General features: G+C 59.4%; 19 protein-coding genes. 13 read left to right on the forward strand and 6 right to left on the reverse strand.

From position 1 onward, the window contains the following. Positions 1-56: 56 nt before the first annotated feature. On the reverse strand, positions 57-731 hold the full coding sequence (gene ccmB / locus AB3X55_10665) for a heme exporter protein CcmB (protein ID MEX0504046.1): 675 nt from the start codon (positions 729-731) through the stop codon (positions 57-59). Then, positions 728-1,390 carry a heme ABC exporter ATP-binding protein CcmA gene (ccmA, locus tag AB3X55_10670; protein ID MEX0504047.1) on the reverse strand — a complete coding sequence of 221 codons (663 nt, stop codon included), beginning with the start codon at positions 1,388-1,390 and terminating at the stop codon, positions 728-730. Before ccmA ends, ccmB begins: the two co-directional genes overlap by 4 nt. Positions 1,391-1,455: 65 nt before the next feature. Here ccmA and AB3X55_10675 point away from each other — a divergent pair, with 65 nt between their 5' ends. Next, positions 1,456-2,526: an alpha/beta hydrolase family protein gene (locus tag AB3X55_10675; GenBank protein ID MEX0504048.1), complete on the forward strand. Its 1,071-nt coding sequence runs from the start codon at positions 1,456-1,458 to the stop codon at positions 2,524-2,526. Positions 2,527-2,574: 48 nt separating this feature from the next. On the opposite strand, the gene AB3X55_10680 is transcribed toward AB3X55_10675, so the two are convergent. Both AB3X55_10680 and AB3X55_10685 read right to left on the reverse strand, forming a co-directional pair. Further along, positions 2,575-2,961 carry a hypothetical protein gene (locus AB3X55_10680; protein MEX0504049.1) on the reverse strand — a complete coding sequence of 129 codons (387 nt, stop codon included), beginning with the start codon at positions 2,959-2,961 and terminating at the stop codon, positions 2,575-2,577. Continuing rightward, positions 2,930-3,439: a Panacea domain-containing protein gene (locus AB3X55_10685; protein ID MEX0504050.1), complete on the reverse strand. Its 510-nt coding sequence runs from the start codon at positions 3,437-3,439 to the stop codon at positions 2,930-2,932. Before AB3X55_10685 ends, AB3X55_10680 begins: the two co-directional genes overlap by 32 nt. 472 nt (positions 3,440-3,911) lie before the next feature. Here AB3X55_10685 and AB3X55_10690 point away from each other — a divergent pair, with 472 nt between their 5' ends. The 12 genes from AB3X55_10690 to AB3X55_10745 all read left to right on the forward strand — a co-directional run bounded on the left by AB3X55_10690 (position 3,912) and on the right by AB3X55_10745 (position 17,630). Further along, positions 3,912-6,704: a bifunctional aconitate hydratase 2/2-methylisocitrate dehydratase gene (locus AB3X55_10690; GenBank protein MEX0504051.1), complete on the forward strand. Its 2,793-nt coding sequence runs from the start codon at positions 3,912-3,914 to the stop codon at positions 6,702-6,704. Between the two features lie 337 nt (positions 6,705-7,041). Then, positions 7,042-9,924: a helicase-related protein gene (locus AB3X55_10695; protein ID MEX0504052.1), complete on the forward strand. Its 2,883-nt coding sequence runs from the start codon at positions 7,042-7,044 to the stop codon at positions 9,922-9,924. A gap of 5 nt (positions 9,925-9,929) precedes the next feature. Beyond that, a complete protein-coding gene (locus tag AB3X55_10700) occupies positions 9,930-10,364 on the forward strand; it encodes an RNA-binding S4 domain-containing protein (GenBank protein ID MEX0504053.1) in 435 nt (144 codons plus the stop codon). Continuing rightward, positions 10,361-10,828: a TerB family tellurite resistance protein gene (locus AB3X55_10705; GenBank protein MEX0504054.1), complete on the forward strand. Its 468-nt coding sequence runs from the start codon at positions 10,361-10,363 to the stop codon at positions 10,826-10,828. Before AB3X55_10700 ends, AB3X55_10705 begins: the two co-directional genes overlap by 4 nt. Positions 10,829-10,920: 92 nt before the next feature. Then, on the forward strand, positions 10,921-11,259 hold the full coding sequence (fdxA, locus tag AB3X55_10710) for a ferredoxin FdxA (GenBank protein ID MEX0504055.1): 339 nt from the start codon (positions 10,921-10,923) through the stop codon (positions 11,257-11,259). Positions 11,260-11,489: 230 nt separating this feature from the next. Further along, positions 11,490-11,993, forward strand: a complete 504-nt coding sequence (locus AB3X55_10715) for a CarD family transcriptional regulator (protein ID MEX0504056.1) — start codon at positions 11,490-11,492, stop codon at positions 11,991-11,993. Between the two features lie 157 nt (positions 11,994-12,150). Beyond that, positions 12,151-13,098: a prolyl aminopeptidase gene (pip, locus tag AB3X55_10720; GenBank protein ID MEX0504057.1), complete on the forward strand. Its 948-nt coding sequence runs from the start codon at positions 12,151-12,153 to the stop codon at positions 13,096-13,098. 143 nt (positions 13,099-13,241) lie between these two features. Next, positions 13,242-13,655: a helix-turn-helix domain-containing protein gene (locus AB3X55_10725; protein MEX0504058.1), complete on the forward strand. Its 414-nt coding sequence runs from the start codon at positions 13,242-13,244 to the stop codon at positions 13,653-13,655. Positions 13,656-13,715: 60 nt separating this feature from the next. Then, a complete protein-coding gene (locus AB3X55_10730) occupies positions 13,716-13,982 on the forward strand; it encodes an exodeoxyribonuclease VII small subunit (protein MEX0504059.1) in 267 nt (88 codons plus the stop codon). A gap of 4 nt (positions 13,983-13,986) precedes the next feature. Next, positions 13,987-14,877, forward strand: coding sequence for a polyprenyl synthetase family protein (locus AB3X55_10735; GenBank protein MEX0504060.1), 891 nt, complete (start codon positions 13,987-13,989; stop codon positions 14,875-14,877). Between the two features lie 64 nt (positions 14,878-14,941). After that, a complete protein-coding gene (gene dxs, locus AB3X55_10740; protein MEX0504061.1) occupies positions 14,942-16,873 on the forward strand; it encodes a 1-deoxy-D-xylulose-5-phosphate synthase in 1,932 nt (643 codons plus the stop codon). Positions 16,874-16,880: 7 nt separating this feature from the next. Then, entirely contained in the window at positions 16,881-17,630 is a 750-nt protein-coding gene (locus AB3X55_10745) for a TlyA family RNA methyltransferase (protein ID MEX0504062.1), read from the forward strand. Here the strand turns inward: AB3X55_10745 and aroC are convergent. Both aroC and fabI read right to left on the reverse strand, forming a co-directional pair. Continuing rightward, entirely contained in the window at positions 17,627-18,721 is a 1,095-nt protein-coding gene (aroC, locus tag AB3X55_10750; GenBank protein ID MEX0504063.1) for a chorismate synthase, read from the reverse strand. The two genes, AB3X55_10745 and aroC, sit on opposite strands and share 4 nt — an antisense overlap. Before the next feature lies 1 nt (position 18,722). Then, a complete protein-coding gene (gene fabI / locus AB3X55_10755) occupies positions 18,723-19,541 on the reverse strand; it encodes an enoyl-ACP reductase FabI (GenBank protein ID MEX0504064.1) in 819 nt (272 codons plus the stop codon).

Below are 19,541 nucleotides of genomic sequence, written 5' to 3' on the forward strand. Positions count from 1 at the left end.
TGACAGCTGCCGGGGCAGCGACGCGCCGTCGCGGGGCCGGAACCGGTTGCCGGGCGTCATGCCCCTGTCTCCGCCTCGGTTTCGGCAAGCGCGGTTGCCGCAACAAGCGGTGCCAGCGCCAGCAGCACCAGCAGCACCGCGCCAAGAAGCATCAGATGCGGCGTCACCAGCGCGCCGTCTTCCGGCGTCGAGGCCAGCACACCGAAGATCAGAACCGGTATCGCCAGCGGCAGAACCAGCACGGCCATCAACCCGCCGCCGCCGCGCGCCCCCTCGGTCAATGCGCCGCCGATCAGCCCCAGCAATGTCAACGCCATCGTGCCACCCGCCAGCGCCAGCAAAAGTGGTGGCATCTCGGTCGGTTGCAGATACAGCATCAGTCCCATCAGCGGTGTTGCCACCAGCATCGGCACCGCTGTCAGCACCCAGTGGACAGCCGCCTTGGCAAGCGCATAGACCGCCAGTGGCAATGGCGAGAGCGCGACCTGGTCAACCCAGCCGCTGCGCACATCCTCGGCAAAGATGCGGGTAAAGCCGACGAGGCTGGCCAGCATCGCGGCAATCCAGATGATCGGAATGGCGATCGGGCGCAGCATCGCGGCATCGGGGCCGGCGGCCAGTGGAAACAGCGTGATGATGATCAGAAAAAACCCAAGCATGACAAGCGTCTGCCCGCGCCCCCGCCAGCCAAGGGCGAGATCGCGCCTGATCTGGGCCGAAAGACCGGTCATGGCATCGACTCCAACGCCAGCTCGTCCGGGGCGCATCCGGCACCAAGCGGTGTATGGGTTGCCGCCATCACCATGCCGCCATCGTCGAGATGCGCCGTGATCAGCCTGTCCAGCGCCGCTTGCGCCGCCTGGTCAAGGCCTGCCGCCGGTTCATCCAGCAGCCACAACGCCCCCGGCGGGGACAGGGCCAGCCGGGCCAGCGCCAGCCGCCGCCGCTGGCCACGCGACAGCATCCGCACCGGCAACCCGCTGAAGGGCCCGGCGGCCATCGCCGCCAGCGCGCCGTCGATCGCGTCGGCATCGTCCGGGCGGCCATTCAGCCCGGCCCAGTCGATCAGGTTGCGCCGCCCGCTGAGCGGGGCGGCCAGCCCGTCGGCATGCCCGACATAGAGACGTGGCACGGCACAGGAAATGCGTCCGGCGACCGGGCGCAGCCGCCCGGCAATGGCGCGAAGCAGGGTTGATTTGCCACTGCCGTTCGCCCCCGTCAGCAGCGTCATCCCGCCGGGCGCGATGCTGTGGCTCAGCGCCGGTTGAATGACCCGCATCCCACGCGCCAGCGCCACCCCGTCAATGACAAGACCGACCGTTCTGTCATCGGTGGTTTTCCGTCGCGAGTCGTCGCTCATTCCCTGTTGAGGTGTGATTGCAGCAACCATGTACCTCTCTTAGAACAACTTGGTGTTCTTGCCAAATCTGTCGAGCGGATTAATCGAAAATTCACTTGATTGCTCTAGAGTATCGAATATCAGAAATTCGGAGCGTTTTGATGTTGCGAGTTCATATTGAAGCTTTCATCTGGGGCTTCCTATCGGTCGTTGCCATCCTTGGTCTATCTATGGGTCATGCCTACGCGGCCGGGTACCGCCTTCTTGAACATGATGATTTCATGGTTCACGTATGGTATCCCACCGATACGCCGCCGCAGAACGGGAGGATGGGTCCGTTTGATGTTGTCCAGGCGGTCGATGCGCCCCTGCGTGCGGGGTCTTACCAGATCGTCCTTGTCTCGCACGGATTTAACGGCCGTTCGCGCAACCATCATCTTACGGCACAGGCACTGGCGGATGCCGGGTTTATAGCGCTCGCGCCGATGCATGCGGCCGACCACTACGTCGATGCCGACCGTCGCGCCGCCGCGCTGGTGTGGCGTGCCGACGAATTGCGACACGCCGTAGAACTTCTCCTCAGGCAGGACGAGTTCCGTGGCAGCGTTGATCTGTCACAAATTCACGGTATCGGTTATTCCCTGGGCACCCTGACAATTATGATGGGTGCCGGTGCAGGTTTTGATCTAGCGCTGGTCAACGAGCATTGTGAGATGGAAGATGACCCGACATTTTGCGAGCGGCCCAGTTCCGTTGCCCGTTTGATGCATGCGCGGGCGCGCGGGATTGAGGTGTTTGATCCCGAGCGTGATATTCCCGATCGCTTTTTCTACATGCCGTTCATCAACGGGCGCATCGCCCTGATCGCGTCTATTGGAAAGGGTATTCTTGTCGAGGATCGTCTGTTCGCCGCGCAGAAAGTCTTCGTGCTTGGAATCGCTGATGACAGCGTCAATATCGTGAAACATCACAGCTTGCCCTATCGGGGAATGATTCCGCCGGGGCGGCTTGCCCGTTTTGACATTCATGATGGGGGCAATCATTTCGCCTTCATCGCCCCCTTCGCCAAACGGGTGACCGACATTGAGCATATTGACGCCTCCATCGACCCGCCGGGGTTCGACAGGCGCGCCTTTCTGGACGGTCTGAACGGTGAACTGGTCCATTTCTTTCTGGAGGAAAATTGATGATCAAAATTGTTGAAACAGTTTTATTTTTTTTAAAATCTAATCAAGCTATCGGTGTTTGAACAAGCCTCGGGAGACGGTGCTTACCAAACCAATCGCGGCGACCGCATTTGATCCAACAAGGGTTGTCAGTACAATGTCTGGCAATTGAAATGGGCAGGATGGAAACCCTTGCATTACTAAAAGCAGCAATACAACAAAGTTATATATACAAAGAAACCAAAACAGCCGATTTGCATATTTTTCGCGTAAATTTCGATCTGATTGTTGATCTTTAATTCGTTCCTGGAGAGCAAGATATTGCGCAGCTTCTACCTCACCGCGATCTAATTCGTCTGCGGATTGCTTTTCTCTTGCAAACTGAGCGCCTTTTGAAAGGAATTCACTAAGGTCATTTGAAAGGTCAGGCTGCTGTTCGTCCTTCCTTGAGCGCAAGAAAATGTTCCTTGATACGGTCGTTTGGTATGGGACTGTTCTTCTGCTTCAGCCTTACAAAGACCTGATGCCACGGGGTGCCATCCTGATGGGTTAGTGCCGAAAGTTGGAACGCTTGAAACTCTCCGTACACTCGAAATACTTCGTTCAAAAGATGGTTTTGTTTATCGGTGAACGTTCCCACAACATCCTGATGGTTGGCACCTTGCGAGAAGCCGGCAAAGTAATCCCCAAATTTTATTGGCTTGTCCACTTCTCTCGACCCATAGATACGAAGAGCCTCACGAAGATCAATATAAACAGGTCCATAATCCCAAGCTAAGGGAGGATCACTGATCATTGGTTCATCGTAGAGCGCCAGGCTCCAGCCATGGGCTATATATGCCAGCTTTTGCAACTGCATTTGAGTGAAGCAGCGGTTTTTAGAAGCGGCCATTTCAATAAATTTATTCGCCACTGCGATCGCGCTGTTGGTCATCACTCTTTAAGCGAAGTATTTCGCCACCCTTTCGTCATTAGAGGAAACGGTAACAGAAAACATGTCGACTGAGAAGAATTGATAAGCTGGTGTTAACGTCTACCGACTAGTCGTTCGTCTGAGTCAGCATAAGGCCATTATGAGCGAAGGCCAATTCACGAATTGGTGAATCTGGCCCATCGTCGGACATCACTGACAGAGGACTTACGTTAAATTCTGATTATCTTTCCCCCCATTTCCAACTGGAAAAATCGCCCTTCCGGGGCTATATATTTCATGACCGTCGCGGGGCGCCCCCCGGACTGGCCCGCCCGTTCACCGGGTGACAGATTCCATAGATTTGCGCGGGTGTCGGCCGGTAGGGCCGCAGCGCCCGCCATGATGGCGATGTTGATGCCGGAAACAGCTGCATCGACCCGCGCCATCCGGTCCGGCTTCGCAACGCCGCCGACAACCATTCGTGGGGGACGAAATGTCTTTGTATGACGCCTATCTTGAAGAGATTGAAAACCGCAAGACCCAGGGGCTGAAGCCAAAGCCGATCGATGATGGCGGGCTGGTCAGGGAACTTGTCGCACAGATCAGGGATGCCGGGAATGCGCACCGTGCCGACTCGCTGCAGTTCTTCATCTACAATACGCTTCCCGGAACCACCAGCGCGGCGGGTGAAAAGGCATCCTTCCTGAAGGAAATCATCCTTGGCGACGCGGCGGTTGAGGAAATCTCCCCGGCTTATGCGTTCGAATTGCTCTCGCACATGAAAGGCGGCCCGTCGATCGAGGTGCTTCTTGATCTCGCGCTTGGCGATGACAAGGTGATTGCCGCCGATGCGGCGGACGTACTGAAATCGCAGGTCTTCCTCTATGAAACCGACAAGGAGCGTCTGAAAGCGGCGCTTGATGCCGGCAATCCGATTGCCCGGGACATCCTCGAAAGCTATTCCGACGCCGAATTCTTTACCCGGCTTCCCGAAATTGACGAGGAAATCGAGGTCGTCACCTATATCGCCGCCGAGGGTGACATCTCCACCGACCTTCTGTCGCCCGGCAATCAGGCGCATTCGCGCTCGGACCGTGAGCTGCATGGCAAATGCTTTATCTCCGAAAGAGCGCAGCAGGAAATCAACGCGCTGAAGCTGCAGCATCCGGACAAGCAGGTGATGCTGATTGCCGAGAAGGGCACAATGGGTGTCGGGTCTTCGCGCATGTCGGGTGTGAACAATGTCGCGCTGTGGACCGGCAAGCAGGCCAGCAAATATGTCCCATTCGTCAATATCGCGCCGATTGTCGCCGGCACCAACGGCATCTCGCCGATCTTCCAGACGACGGTTGGCGTGACCGGCGGTATCGGTATCGATCTCAAGAACTGGGTCAAGAAGCTGGATGCCGACGGCAATCCGATCCTGAACAATGACGACAACCCGATCCTCGAGCAGAAATATTCGGTCGAGACCGGCACCGTGCTGAAGATCAACACCCGGGACAAGAAGCTGCTGAATGAAGCCGGTGATGAAGAGCTTGTCGATGTGTCGTCGTCATTCACCCCGCAAAAGCTGGAATTCATTCGTGCCGGCGGTTCCTATGCCATTGTCTTTGGCAAGATGCTGCAGACATTCGCCTGCGAAACGCTGGGCGTTCCGCTGAAATCCGCCTTTGCACCGTCAAAGGAAGTATCGATCGAGGGCCAGGGCCTGACAGCGGTGGAAAAGATCTTCAACGCCAACGCTGTCGGTGTCGAACCGGGCACTGTTCTTCATGCGGGATCCGATGCACGGGTCAGGGTCAATATTGTCGGCTCGCAGGATACCACCGGCCTGATGACAGCCCAGGAGCTGGAGGCGATGGCCGCCACCGTGATCTCGCCAAAGGTCGACGGGGCCTATCAGTCCGGCTGTCACACCGCTTCGGTCTGGGACTTCAAGGCTGCTGAAAATACGCCAAAGCTGATGCAGTTCATGCATGATTTCGGCCTGATCACAGGCCGTGATCCAAAGGACCAGTATCACCCGATGACAGATGTGATCCACAAGGTGCTGAACGACATCACGGTGGATGACTGGGCCATCATCATCGGTGGTGATTCCCATACGCGCATGTCAAAGGGTGTGGCTTTCGGGGCCGATTCCGGCACCGTCGCGCTGGCGCTGGCGACCGGCGAGGCAACCATGCCGATCCCGGAATCAGTCAAGGTGACATTCACCGGCAAGATGGCGGACCATATGGATTTCCGTGATGTTGTCCATGCAACCCAGTCACAGATGCTGAAACAGTTCGGTGACAATGTGTTCCAGGGCCGGATCATCGAGGTTCATATCGGCACGCTGCTTGCCGACCAGGCCTTCACCTTCACCGACTGGACAGCCGAGATGAAGGCCAAGGCATCGATCTGTATTTCCGAGGATGCCACCCTTGTCGAATCTCTGGAAATCGCAAAGCATCGCATCCAGATCATGATCGACAAGGGCATGGAAAATGACGATCTGATGCTGCACAGGCTGATCGGCATTGCCGAACGGCGCATTGCCCAGATCAAATCCGGCGAGAAGCCGGCGCTGGCGCCCGATGCCAACGCGCGCTATGCCGCCGAGGTTGTTGTCGATCTCGATCTGATCGACGAGCCGATGATCGCCGATCCGGATGTGACCAATGCCGATATTTCGAAGCGTTACACCCATGACACCATCCGCCCGATTTCCTTCTATGGCGCGGAAAAGAAGGTTGATCTCGGCTTTGTTGGATCCTGCATGGTGCATAAGGGCGATGTGAAGATCGTCGCGCAGATGCTTCGCAATCTGGAAAAATCGGCAGGCAGCGTTGCGTTCAAGGCACCGTTGGTCGTCGCCGCACCGACCTACAACATCATCGACGAGCTGAAGGACGAGGGTGACTGGGATATTCTACAGAAATATTCCGGCTTCGAATTCGATGACAGCAAGCCGAAAACCGAGGCCCGCACCGAATATGAGAACATCCTCTATCTGGAACGGCCAGGCTGCAATCTGTGCATGGGGAACCAGGAAAAGGCAGCCAGGGGGGACACCGTTCTGGCCACCTCGACCCGGCTTTTCAAAGGACGGGTTGTCGAGGATGCAGAGGACAAGACAGGTGAATCACTGCTGGCATCCACCCCTGTCGTGGTGCTGTCGGCAATTCTGGGCCGGACACCAACCCTTGATGAATACAAATCCGCTGTCGAGGGGATCGACCTGACGAAATTTGCGCCGCCACTGGCCCGCCCGGGGACCAACAATTCAGCGCATTTCTAGGTCAGACTCCGATCAGACCAGCTGATCATCCAGATCACATCACCCCCGCCGGCCTGTCCGGCGGGGGTTTTTCATATCCGCGATTCCATCCCGCCGTGACAGGCTGGCTGTAATGGTGCGGCCTGTCACCCCGTCAGCGGCCCGGTGATATCCGGAAAATCAGTGAAAAACGTACAGGAAAACAATTCTTTCCGACTTTTGTCGTTGCCGCGCCAGAATGCCGGATGCATCAGATCCTGAATCTCTGTATTGTCTCGGCCCATGTCATCAGGCTGGCGCGGTGTCAGCCGGCTTTCGTCTTTCCGCCATTACAAGAATTCACCAGTTTGAAAATATCATGTCTCCCGCATCCTCATCCCGGTCCGGCCTGATCGCCGGCAATGCCAATGATGGCGCGACCGAGCGCAACCGCCGGGTGACGGTTGTGCTTGGCCCGACAAATACCGGCAAGACGCATCTGGCGATGGAGCGGATGACCGGCTATGCCAGTGGCATGATCGGATTTCCGCTGCGTCTGCTGGCGCGGGAAAACTACGACCGGCTTGTTGCCCGTCTTGGCGCGTCGAAGGTCGGTCTGATCACCGGCGAGGAACGCATCCTGCCGGCGGGGGCCCGCTATCTGTGCTGCACTGTCGAGTCGATGCCGCTTGGCGGGGCACCGGTTGATGCCGATCAGGGGCTGCGGCGAAGCTATGATTTCGTTGCCGTCGACGAGGTCCAGCTTGCCGGCGACCGTGAACGCGGCCACGTCTTCACCGATCGCATCCTGCATGCCAGGGGGATCCACGAAACGATGTTTCTTGGGGCGGAAACGGCGGGTCCGCTGCTGCGCCAGATGTTGCCTGACGCGCGCTTTGAATCGCGTCAGCGGCTGTCGAAGCTCAGTTTCGCCGGGTCCAAGAAGCTGACGAGGCTGCCGCGGCGCAGCGCCATCGTCGCTTTCGGTGTGTCCGATGTCTACCAGATTGCCGAACTGGTGCGCCGCCAGCGCGGCGGGGCCGCGGTGGTGATGGGACGGCTCAGCCCGCGCACGCGCAACGCCCAGGTCGAACTCTACCAGAACGGCGATGTTGATTTTCTTGTCGCCACCGATGCCATTGGCATGGGTCTGAATCTCGATCTTGGCCATGTCGCACTCGCCTCGGACATGAAATTCGACGGCCGCCAGATGCGCCGCCTGGCAGCTGCTGAAATGGCCCAGATCGCCGGGCGCGCCGGGCGACACACCAATGACGGCACCTTTGGTGTGACGGATGGGTGTGATGTGCCCGAACCCGAAATGATCGACGCCATCGAACAGCATCGATTTGCCCCGATCCGCAGTTTCTGGTGGCGGTCGCGGGACATTGATTTTGCCTCTGTAGATGCCCTTCTGGCCTCGCTTGAAGCGCCGCCCCCACTGCCTTTCCTGCTGCGCAAGGCGGATGCCATTGACCATCGTGCGCTGGCCGCGCTTGGTGAAGTGCCGGCAATCCGCGAACGGGCGGTCGGGGCACGGCAGGTCAGCCTGCTGTGGGATGTTGCCTGTATTCCGGATTTCAGGCAGAGCCTGAGCGATGATCATTACGACCTGCTGGCAACGCTCTATGGTCAGCTTGCCGATACCGGCAAGCTTGGCAATGACATGGTGGCGCGGGCAATGTCGCAGCTTGACAGGCTGGATGGCGATATTGATACGCTGATGACGCGGCTTGCCTATATTCGAACATGGACCTATGTCACACATCGTGCAGACTGGACAGACAACCCCGCCGAATGGCAGGATCGGGCGCGGTCGATTGAGGACCGTCTGTCGGACAGTCTGCATCAGCGGCTGTCGGAACGGTTCATAGATCGGCGCGCTGCCAATCTGAGCCGGAAACTGAAGGAAACAAGAAATCTCATGGCCTCGGTAAAAAGTGACGGTACCGTTCTGGTCGAAGGCGAAGAAGTAGGCGTTCTGGACGGGTTCGTGTTCCGCCCCACCTTGAGTGAGGGTGACGAGAAGGCGACAATCCTGGCAGCGGCGCGGCGGGCCCTTCCCGATGAAATCGAGTCGCGTGTGCGGGCCTTTACGGCCTCGGCGACGGCGGCGTTCAAGCTTGATGATGAAGGCCAGATCCGCTGGCGTGACTCAGCTGTGGCGCGACTGGTCAGGGGCGATGGCCTGTATGCGCCGCGACCGGACCTTATCGCCAGCGAATTGTTGTCGATCGATCAGACAAAGCGGCTGAATGGCAGATTGTCGGAATTTGTCGCCGAACATGTCCGTGATGTTCTTGGCAGGCTGGTGGTTCTGGAAACGCCGGAAACCGCCCCGCTCCCCGAGCGCCGGCCACAGCGCCCGCGCGCCGAGGCGCCACAGGCCGATGCAGATGAGGTTCTTGACGGTCCGACAAAGGACGAGATTGCGGCCACACCGCCTGCCGAACAGCCGGACAATGTCGAACAGCCGGAGCCGGAGGCCGCGCCGCTGTCGGGTGCGGCGCGTGGCCTTGCCTTTATGCTGTTTGAAGGCCTTGGCACGCTCCCCACGATGCAGGCTGGCCAGCAGCTTCGTGGTTTGAGCGAATCCGACAAACCGAGGCTGGCGCGCCTTGGTCTGCGCTTTGGTGTCGAGGCGATTTACCTTCCCGAGCTGTTGAAACCGGCGCAGATCGGACTTCGCGCGCTGTTATGGAATCTGTTTCACGGCGAGCCCGGAACCTTTCATGCGCCGCCACCGGCCGGCCGCGTTGCCATTGACGCTGTGGAAGGTGTGCCCGATGAATTCTGGCTGGCCACCGGATATCGTCGTCTTGGCGGACGGGTGATGCGGGTTGATATGGTTGAACGGGTGGCGTTTCTTGTTCGCAATGCCGCGCGTGAGGGGCAGTTCAAGATCAGCGAGGAGATGCTGTCATTGGCTGGTGCCACCCGCGACCAGATGGCGGCGATGCTGCTCGACATGAATTGCAGGATTGTCAGCGAGGAAGCAGACGAAGATCCCGAAAAGCCGCCCATTCAGGTGTTTGAACGCCTGCGTCGCCAGCGACCCGCCGGCGGACGTCGTGATGGGCGTCAGGAAGCCGAAGGTGGCCGACAGAAATCACGGCCCGGCGGCCGGAAGGGCAATTCAAAGGGTGGTCAGCCTCGTCATGGCAAGCCGGCCCGGCAGCAGCAGAGCTTTACCGCCAAAGCCCGCGAGCCGGATCCACAGTCGCCTTTTGCCGTGCTTGCCGATTTGAAACTGAAATCGTGACCTCAATGACCGGCGAATCCTCGCTGCGGCTCGACAAGTGGCTCTGGTATGCCCGTTTCTTCAAGACCCGCGCCCTTGCCACCAAGGCCATAGCCGGCGGACGGTTCCGTCTCGACGGCGAGGTGATGAGCAAGCCGCATCGCGCGGCGCATCCGGGGCAGGTGCTGACCTTCATGACAGGTGATCGTGTCAGGGTCATCAGGATCGTGGCGCTTGGGTCGCGCCGGGGCCCCGCTACCGAGGCCGTGACACTGTATGAGGATCTGTCGCCGGAGATGCCGAAACGCGCCACCGGCGAGGGCGCGGCCACACCGACGTTTGAAAGCCGTGAACGCGGCGCGGGGCGACCGACGAAACGCGATCGCCGGGCGACACAGAATTTGAAATCCGACCTTGGCCTGCGGGGGGCGGACAGACAGCAGGAGGGCGCTGATCAATGATTGCCAAGCTTGGAAACTGGATCCGGGAATTCAGCACTGACCAGAATGCCGTGCCGGGCGATGAGGCGGAATGGGCCGGGGTAATCGCCAGTCTTCTGGTCGAGGCCGCGATGGCGGATGGCGAGCTTGACGCCGGCGAGCGCGCCCAGATTGCCCGCATCCTTGCAGCGCAGCCCCATATCGATGCCGGTTCGGTTGATGGTTTGATCGACGCCGCCCTGGCATGGCATGCCGAACGTGTGGAGATCCATGCGCTGACCAGGTCAATCCGGTCTGAAACCGACCCCGAGGACAGGGTGGCCATCATGGAAATGGCCTGGATGGTGGTGCTTGCGGATGGCGAGGTGCATGAGTATGAGTCCCAGCTGATGCGGCGGCTTGCTGGGCTGCTCTATGTCGATGATATCGAATCGGGTCGTGCCGCCAAGCGGGCAAGGGCGCGTCTCGACAATTCAGGGCAGTGAAGTCAGGGCAGTGATGCCGGGTGATCCACACTTGCGGACGCATTGCCTTTGCGATAAATACCACCGGCTGAGAAGAGCAGGGAGACTGATCGATGACCTACATCGTCAATGACAATTGCATCAACTGCAAATACACCGACTGTGTCGAGGTGTGCCCGGTTGACTGTTTCTATGAAGGCGAGAACATGCTTGTCATTCATCCTGACGAATGCATCGATTGCGGCGTCTGCGAGCCGGAATGCCCGCCGGAAGCCATCCTGCCCGATTCCGAGCCCGAGGCCGAAAAATGGCTTGAACTCAACCGTGAGATGTCCGAGATCTGGCCAAATATCGCGCAGCGGTCCGATCCGATGCCGAACGCCGAGGCCGCCCAGGAAGAGAAGGGCAAATACGAGAAATATTTCTCTCGCAACCCCGGCGAGGGCAGCTGACGGCCCATAGGTCGGTCAGCTGATTGATTTTCCCGTTGATTTCGGGTATGTTACAGACTGGCTACAACAACTGACTGACGCATTTCGTGCCCGCTCCAAGGCAATTGGAATTTGGGCATGATCCCTTTTTGGTCTGAGACGGTCCGCAAATCCTGCGGCAATGCGCCTTGTCGCGCCGTCTGTCCTTTGGACATGGTCAGGCCACCGCGATGGTCAACAGGGAAGACTTAATGGCAAAAAAGACTGACTCTGCCTTCAAGGAAGGTGATTTCGTGGTTTACCCAACACATGGTGTTGGCCGTATTCTGGGAACCGAAAGCCGTGAGATTGGCGGCGCCACGATGGAAATGCTTGTTGTTCGTTTTGAACATGACCGCATGACGTTGCGTGTTCCGATGGACAAGGCCCGTTCGCTTGGCCTGCGGACCCTCAGTTCGAAAAAACAGATGGAGCAGGCGATTACCACGCTTCAGGGCAAGGCCCGTGTCCGTCGCACCATGTGGTCGCGCCGGGCGCAGGAATATGAAACCAAGATCAAGTCCGGCGACCCGGTATCGATCGCCGAGGTGGTTCGCGACCTGCATCGCCGCACCAACCAGTCGGAGCAGTCCTATTCCGAGCGGCAGATGTATCAGGCGGCGCTTGAACGTCTTGCCCGCGAGTTTGCCGCGATCGAGAAAATCGATCAGGAAGCAGCGGCAACAAAGCTTGAAGATCTGATGGACGCCGCCTGACCGGCGTCGCCGCAATTCGCTGCGTGAAAGATGTTTCTGGGAAAGGGGCGGCGATATCCGCCCCTTTTTCTTGCTCCGGTATGTATGGCTGCCGGGAAAATTGAGCCGGAATGCGCTGATCAATTCACCGCTGCCCTTAATATGATATGGTGCTGTCATGGCGAATGCTTTCATTCAGGAAAAAGAGCTGTTTCCGGTCCAGCCGCCATTCGCGAGCGGCAAGCTGGATCGCGGACTGCACCAGATTTATTTCGAGCAGGTCGGTCGCCCGGATGGCCGTCCCGTGCTGTTCATTCATGGCGGGCCGGGTGCCGGGATATCGGCGACGCATCGCCGGCTGTTCAATCCCGACAGGTTCCATTGCGTGCTGTTCGACCAGCGCGGGTGTGGCAGATCCACACCGCATGGCGAGATGGCACAGAACACCACCCAGGATTTGATTGCCGACATCGAAGCGCTGCGAAATCATCTTGGCATTGAACAGTGGCTTCTGTTTGGCGGCTCCTGGGGCAGTACATTGGCGCTTGCCTATGCGATTGCCCATCCAGAGCGTGTGACCGGGCTGGTCCTGCGCGGCATCTTTCTTGGCACCCGCGCCGAGGTGGACTGGTTCCTTCACGATATGGGACGCTTTTTTCCCGAGGCCTATGAAGACTTCATCGGTTTCCTGACCGAGGATGAACGCAAGGACATCCTGTTAAGTTATCACGACAAGCTGACGAATGATCAGGCGCTCGTGCATCAGCCGGCGGCGGAAAGATGGTCGTCATATGAAACAAGCTGTTCGACCCTGCGCGCCGGTGTCAGGCGGGTGACCGGTCGGTCGGCGCTGAGCATGGCGCGGCTTGAGGCCCATTATTTCGTCAATGACTGTTTCATGCCGCCGAACCATATCATGACCAATATTTCGGTCATCCGTCACCTGCCTGCCCATATCATCCAGGGCCGGCATGATGTGATTTGTCCCCCTGTCACGGCGCACAGGCTTGCCGATGCCTGGGGGCGCCAGGCCACCCTGCGTCTTGTGGATGATGCTGGCCATTCCACCTTTGAAAATGGCATCGCGCACGCCCTGCTGGCGGCGCTGGACGAATTTGCCATCTGAGAAAGCCGTTAAACGGGCCTATGCTGTCCTTCCTCCACTAGCGGAGGAGCTGTCCTTCGAAGCTGGACAGCAAGGAGAACATCGTGGTGCCACCCCGAAAGCCCGAACGACATTTTCGGATTACCAACAACAACGCCATCGACATGCATGTCGGCAAAAGGCTTCGCCTGCGACGCACCTTGCTTGGTATGAGCCAGGAACAGCTTGGTGCGGAACTGAACATCACCTTTCAGCAGGTCCAGAAATATGAGCGGGCTGCAAACCGGATCAGCGCGTCGCGACTGTGGGATTTGAGCCAGATACTGGATGTCCCGGTCACTTATTTTTTCGATGATATGTCGGACGAGACAATGCAGAGTTCGCCGCGGCGAGTGGCGCGGGGAGCGGATTTCATCGAGGATGGGCCCGGCGGCATGGCCTCTGCCATGCTGGATCCGATGGCCCGCCGCGAAACACTCGAACTGGTCAGGGCCTACTACACCATCCGGTCTGCCGCGGTGCGAAAGCGCGTTGCCGATATGGTGAAGACCATTGCGGCGGCCCTCTCGGAAGGGTAACGTCCTGACAGGGGTAATGGCCAGACGTGGCCAGGCGCCGGACCAGGGCAGGAGTGTTCCATGACTGATACCAAGGGTGAGGCACCGGCGGATCTTGCCGGGATCAGCTTTGAAGATGCGCTGCGCGAACTCGAGACCATCGTGACCTCGCTGGAGCGCGGCGATGTCTCGCTTGACGACGCCATCACGGCCTTTGAGCGTGGAACCGCGTTGAAGGCGCATTGCCAGTCGCGTCTGGAAGAGGCGCGCATGAAGGTTGAGCAGATTCGTCTGCCGGCGGATGGCACCCCGCCAACTGATTCGACGCCATTTTCGATAGACGGCTAGACATATGACCTTGCCAGTCTCCGTGCATGCGGATTCAGTGGCCGTTGAGGAGCATCTTGCTGCCTTATTCACCTCACTTCCCGGTCCTGCAGATAAACTAGTTGAAGCAATGCGCTATGCCACCATGAATGGCGGCAAGCGGCTTCGCGCCTGCCTCGTTCTGGCGGCGTCGCGGCTGGCCGGTGGCGGCAGGCTGCCGGCGGGGGCCATGCATGTCGCGGCGGCTGTGGAATGTCTGCATGCCTATTCGCTTGTTCATGATGATCTGCCGGCTATGGATGATTCCGACCTGCGCCGGGGCAAGCCGGCCTGTCATATCGCCTTTGACGAAGCCACGGCAATTCTGGCTGGTGATGCCCTGCAGACAGTGTCATTTGGCATTCTTGCCGATCCCGCGGTGAGCGAGGATGCGGGTGTCCGGGCGCGGCTCGTGCTGGAACTTGCCACAGCCGCCGGGGTTGGTGGCATGGCCGGTGGACAGATGCTTGACCTCGAGGCCGAGAGTACCACCCTGACACTTGATGAAGTGCGGCAGATGCAGGCGATGAAAACGGGCGCTCTGATCCGGTTTGCGGCGGTGGCCGGTGGCATTCATGGCGGCGCCTCGGCAGAGCTTGAAGCGGCGCTGGGCGATTATTCGCGTGATCTTGGGCTGGCCTTCCAGATTGCTGATGATCTGCTGGATTATGACAGTGATGCCGACGCGCTTGGCAAACCTGCCGGGCAGGATGCCGAACGCGGCAAGGCAAGCTTTGTCGTTCTGATGGGGCTGGAAGCGGCGCGGCAGGCGGCGGCACAGCTGATTGCGGACGCAGAAAATGCGCTTGCCCCGTGGGGAGACGCAGCAGCTGACCTGCGAGCAATCGCACGATTCGCTATTGAACGGCGGTCGTGATAGTTCTTATATCGATAAAAGATGAATTAGAAAGGCTGATCCTGATTGCAGGATCGGAAGGCGAATGACAGCAACCCCCCTGCTTGACAGCGTCGCCACCGTTGAAGAGCTTCGTCGCCTGCCAGAGGGCGATCTGCAGCGGCTTGCCGCCGAGTTGCGAACGGCGACCATTGATGCGGTGTCGAAAACCGGTGGCCATCTCGGTGCCGGGCTGGGTGTTGTGGAACTGACAGTCGCCCTGCATTACGTATTCCAGACCCCGGATGACAGGCTGATCTGGGATGTCGGTCACCAGGCATATCCGCACAAGATTCTGACCGGTCGTCGTGACCAGATCGAGACATTGCGCCAGAAGGGTGGGCTGTCAGGATTTACCAAACGAAGCGAATCCGAATTCGACCCCTTTGGGGCCGGTCATTCATCGACATCCATTTCAGCCGGGCTTGGCATGGCTGTCGGCAGTGACCTGCAGGGGCATCGACGCAACGTCATCTCGGTGATTGGTGACGGGTCGATGAGTGCCGGGATGGCCTTTGAGGGCATGAACAATGCCGGCGCGTCGGACTCTCGGCTGATCGTCATCCTGAATGACAATGACATGTCGATCGCACAGCCAGTCGGCGCGATGAGCAGTTATCTGTCGCGCCTGATCACCTCGGAACCATTCCATTCGATCCGTGATCTCATGCGCGAGGTTGCAAGCCGCTTTCCGGCGGAGATCGAACGCACGGCGCGGCGCGCCCGCGAGGCGGCACGCGACCTGATCAGTGGCAATTCGGTATTCAGCCAGCTTGGCTTTCTTCATATCGGCCCGATAGACGGCCATGACATGTCACATCTGCTGCCGGTGCTGAAGAATATTCGCGACGGTCATGCCCGGGGACCGGTGCTGGTGCATGTGGTGACCGAAAAGGGCAAGGGGCATCCCTTTGCCGGTCCGTCGGCCGAGAAATACCATGCCGTGCCGAAATTCGATGTGATCACGGGTACGCAGCAGAAATCCGTTGGCAACGCGCCAAGCTATACCTCGGTGTTTGCACAGGGGCTGATGGCGGCGGCCGAAGCCGATGACAGGATTGTCGCGATCACGGCAGCGATGCCGTCCGGCACCGGGCTGGACAAGGTCAAGGCACGGTTCCCGAACCGGGTGTTCGACGTTGGGATCGCGGAACAGCATGCTGTAACCTTTGCCGCCGGACTGGCGACCGAGGGCATGCGGCCCTTCTGTGCGCTCTATTCCACGTTCCTGCAGCGTGGCTACGACCAGATTGTGCATGATGTGGCGATCCAGAACCTGCCGGTCCGGTTTGCGATTGACCGTGCAGGGGTTGTTGGAAATGACGGTGCCACTCATGCCGGCGTCTATGACGTTGCCTATCTGTCCTGTCTTCCGAACATGGTGATCATGTGTCCGTCTGACGAGGCGGAATTGCTGCATATGGTGGCCACCGCGACAGCCCATGATGACGGGCCGAGCGCCGTGCGCTATCCGCGCGGCGAGGGGGTCGGTGTCGACTTGCCGGATGTTGGTGAAGTTCTGCCGATTGGACGTGGCAGGATCGTGCGCCAGGGTACGGGAACCGCCCTGCTGTCGCTTGGCACACGGCTTGCCGACTGTGTTGCGGCGGCCGACGAGCTGGCAGCCGAACATGGCGAGTTCACCATCGCCGATGCCCGTTTTGCCAAGCCTCTGGACACCGATCTGATTGACCGGCTGGCTACAGCCCATGACAGGCTGCTGATTGTCGAGGAAAACAGCCCTGGCGGTTTCTCGGCGCATGTCATGCAGTATCTTGCCAATGCCGGGCATCTGGATCACGGGCTTGTGGTGCGCTGCATGTCGCTTCCCGACAGGATGCTCGACCATGACAGCCAGGCTGGCCAGATTGCCCTTGCCGGTCTCGACGCTGACGGCATTGCCGCGACGCTGCGGGCCATGCCCGGTCTTGCGGGTGCCAGGGCCACCGCCACATCCGGTGGCAAGACCTCGTTCTGATTTTCTGATGGCGGATGAAACGCCTTTACGCGCTGACCTGCTGCTGGTGCGGCGGGGTGTGGCGGCATCACGCGAACGCGCCCGAAGCATGATTTCGGCAGGGCTGGTGCTGGTTGACGGGGTTGTGATGACACGCCCGGCGCGTCGGCTGGATGCCAATGCCGATATCAGCGTGATTGGGTCCGATATGAAATGGGTCAGCCGCGCCGCGCTGAAACTTCTTGGCGGGCTGGATGCCTTTCCGCAGATCGACCCGGCGGGGCTGTATTGTTTGGATGTTGGGGCCAGTACCGGCGGATTTACCGAAGTGCTGCTGGCGCGCGGGGCGGCGCATGTGGTTGCGGTGGATGTCGGGCATGGGCAGATCCATCCCCGGCTGGCAAATGATCCCCGTGTCCAGTCCCGCGAGGGCGTCAATGCCAGGTCGCTGACGGCAGACGACTTCACGAGGCCGCCGGAACTGATTGTCTGTGATGCCTCGTTCATCTCGCTGACCAAGGTTCTGCCGGCGGTGATGCGGCTTGCCGCGCCCGGAGCCGGACTGCTGGCCCTGATCAAACCGCAATTCGAGGTTGGCCGCGCCGCCATTGGCAAGGGCGGTGTGGTGCGTGATGCACAGGCGGTCAGGGATGCTGTCGCGATGATTGAAAACTGGCTTGTCGTCGATGCCGGCTGGCACCTGACAGGCACAGCGCCGTCACCTATCGATGGTCAGGATGGCAATCGGGAATTCCTGCTGGCAGGTCGAAAACCCTAGCTGTCGAACAGGGCACATTGTGCGCGGTGGCGCATCAGCGCGTCGAGAATTGTCACCGCCATCATGGCCTCGGCAACCGGCACACCGCGGATGCCGACACACGGGTCGTGGCGGCCCTTGGTGACGACATCCACCTCATCGCCGTCGATATCAACCGAACGGCGCGGCGTCAGAATTGAGCTTGTCGGCTTGATCGCCACCCTGACAACCAGCTGCTGGCCGGTCGAGATTCCCCCAAGCACACCGCCATTATTGTTGCTGATGAATTCCGGACCGTCGGGACCGGCACGCATTTCGTCACCGGCCTCGCGCCCATCAAGCGCAGACAGCGCAAAGCCGCCGCCGATCTCGACACCTTTCACCGCGTTGATGGTCATCATCGCCGCCGCCAGGTCACTGTCCAGCTTGCCATAGATGGGCTGGCCAAGGCCCGCCGGAATCCCGTCGGCGACAATTTCCAGAATGGCGCCGGCCGAACTTCCGGCCTTTCGAACCTCGTCGAGATAGGTTTCCCATTCGCCGGCCGCGACCGGGTCGGGGCAGAAAAACGGGTTGTTGTCGGTCTCGTCCCAGTCAAGCCGTGACCGGTCGATCTGGTGCGGACCGATCTGCACGACGCCGCCGCGGATCCGGTATGCCGCACCGAGCGCCGCCTTCAGAACCTGGTCCGCAACAGCGCCTGCCGCCACCCGGACCGCTGTTTCGCGGGCCGATGAACGTCCGCCGCCGCGGTAATCGCGAATGCCGTATTTCTGCTGATAGGTGAAGTCGGCATGGCCCGGACGGTACTGGCGCGAGATGTCGCTATAATCCTTCGACCGCTGATCCTTGTTGCGGATCAGCATCGCAATGGGTGTGCCGGTTGTCATGCCCTCGAAAATGCCGGACAGGATTTCGACCTGATCGTCCTCGCGGCGCTGCGTGACGAACCGGCTCTGACCCGGCTTTCGCCGGTCAAGATAGGGTTGCAGGATCTCTTCGCCGAGGGGGATCCGCGGCGGCACCCCATCAACGATGCATCCGATACCGGGGCCGTGGCTTTCACCAAAGCTGGTGAAGGAAAACAGGGTTCCGAAACTGTTGTCGCCCATATCAGACGACCGAGATATCAGGGGCGTCGACAGCCTTCATTCCGACAACATGATACCCGCAATCGACGTGATGTGTCTCGCCGGTCACGCCCGATGACAGGTCGGACAGAAGATACAGGCCGGCACCGCCAACATCGGCAAGCGTCACATTGCGTTTCAGCGGCGAGTTGTACTCGTTCCATTTCAGGATATAGCGGAAATCGCCAATGCCCGAGGCCGCCAGTGTTTTCATCGGGCCGGCTGACAGGCCGTTGACACGGATATTGCGACCGCCAAGGTCAACGGCAAGATAGCGAACCGACGCCTCAAGCGCGGCCTTTGCAACGCCCATGACATTGTAATGTGGCATCACCCGCTCGGCCCCGTAATAGGTCAGGGTCAGCAGCGCGCCACCATCATTCATCATTGCCGCCGCCTTGCGGGTGATCTCGGTAAAGGAATAGACCGAGATATCCATCGTGCGGCGGAAATTGTCGCGTGTGGTGTCGACATACCCGCCTTTCAGCTCTTCCTTGTCGGAATAGGCGATGGCGTGAAGAACAAAATCGAGCGTCCCCCATTCTGTCTTGAGCCTGTCAAACACGGCGTCAACACTGGCCTCGTCCGTAACATCGCATGGCAGAACCAGATCGCTTCCAACCGAGGCCGCGAGGGGAACAACGCGCTTCTGCAGCGCTTCACCCTGAAATGTGAAGGCCAGTTCAGCCCCCTGTTCGGCAAGTTTTGCAGCAATGCCCCAGCCAATCGACCGGTCATTGGCGACACCCATGATCAGGCCGCGCTTGCCGGCCATGACACCTGAGGAAGTTTGCTCGGACAT

This window comes from Alphaproteobacteria bacterium LSUCC0719, from assembly GCA_040839025.1.
Classification (GTDB): Bacteria; Pseudomonadota; Alphaproteobacteria; order Puniceispirillales; family Puniceispirillaceae; genus UBA8309.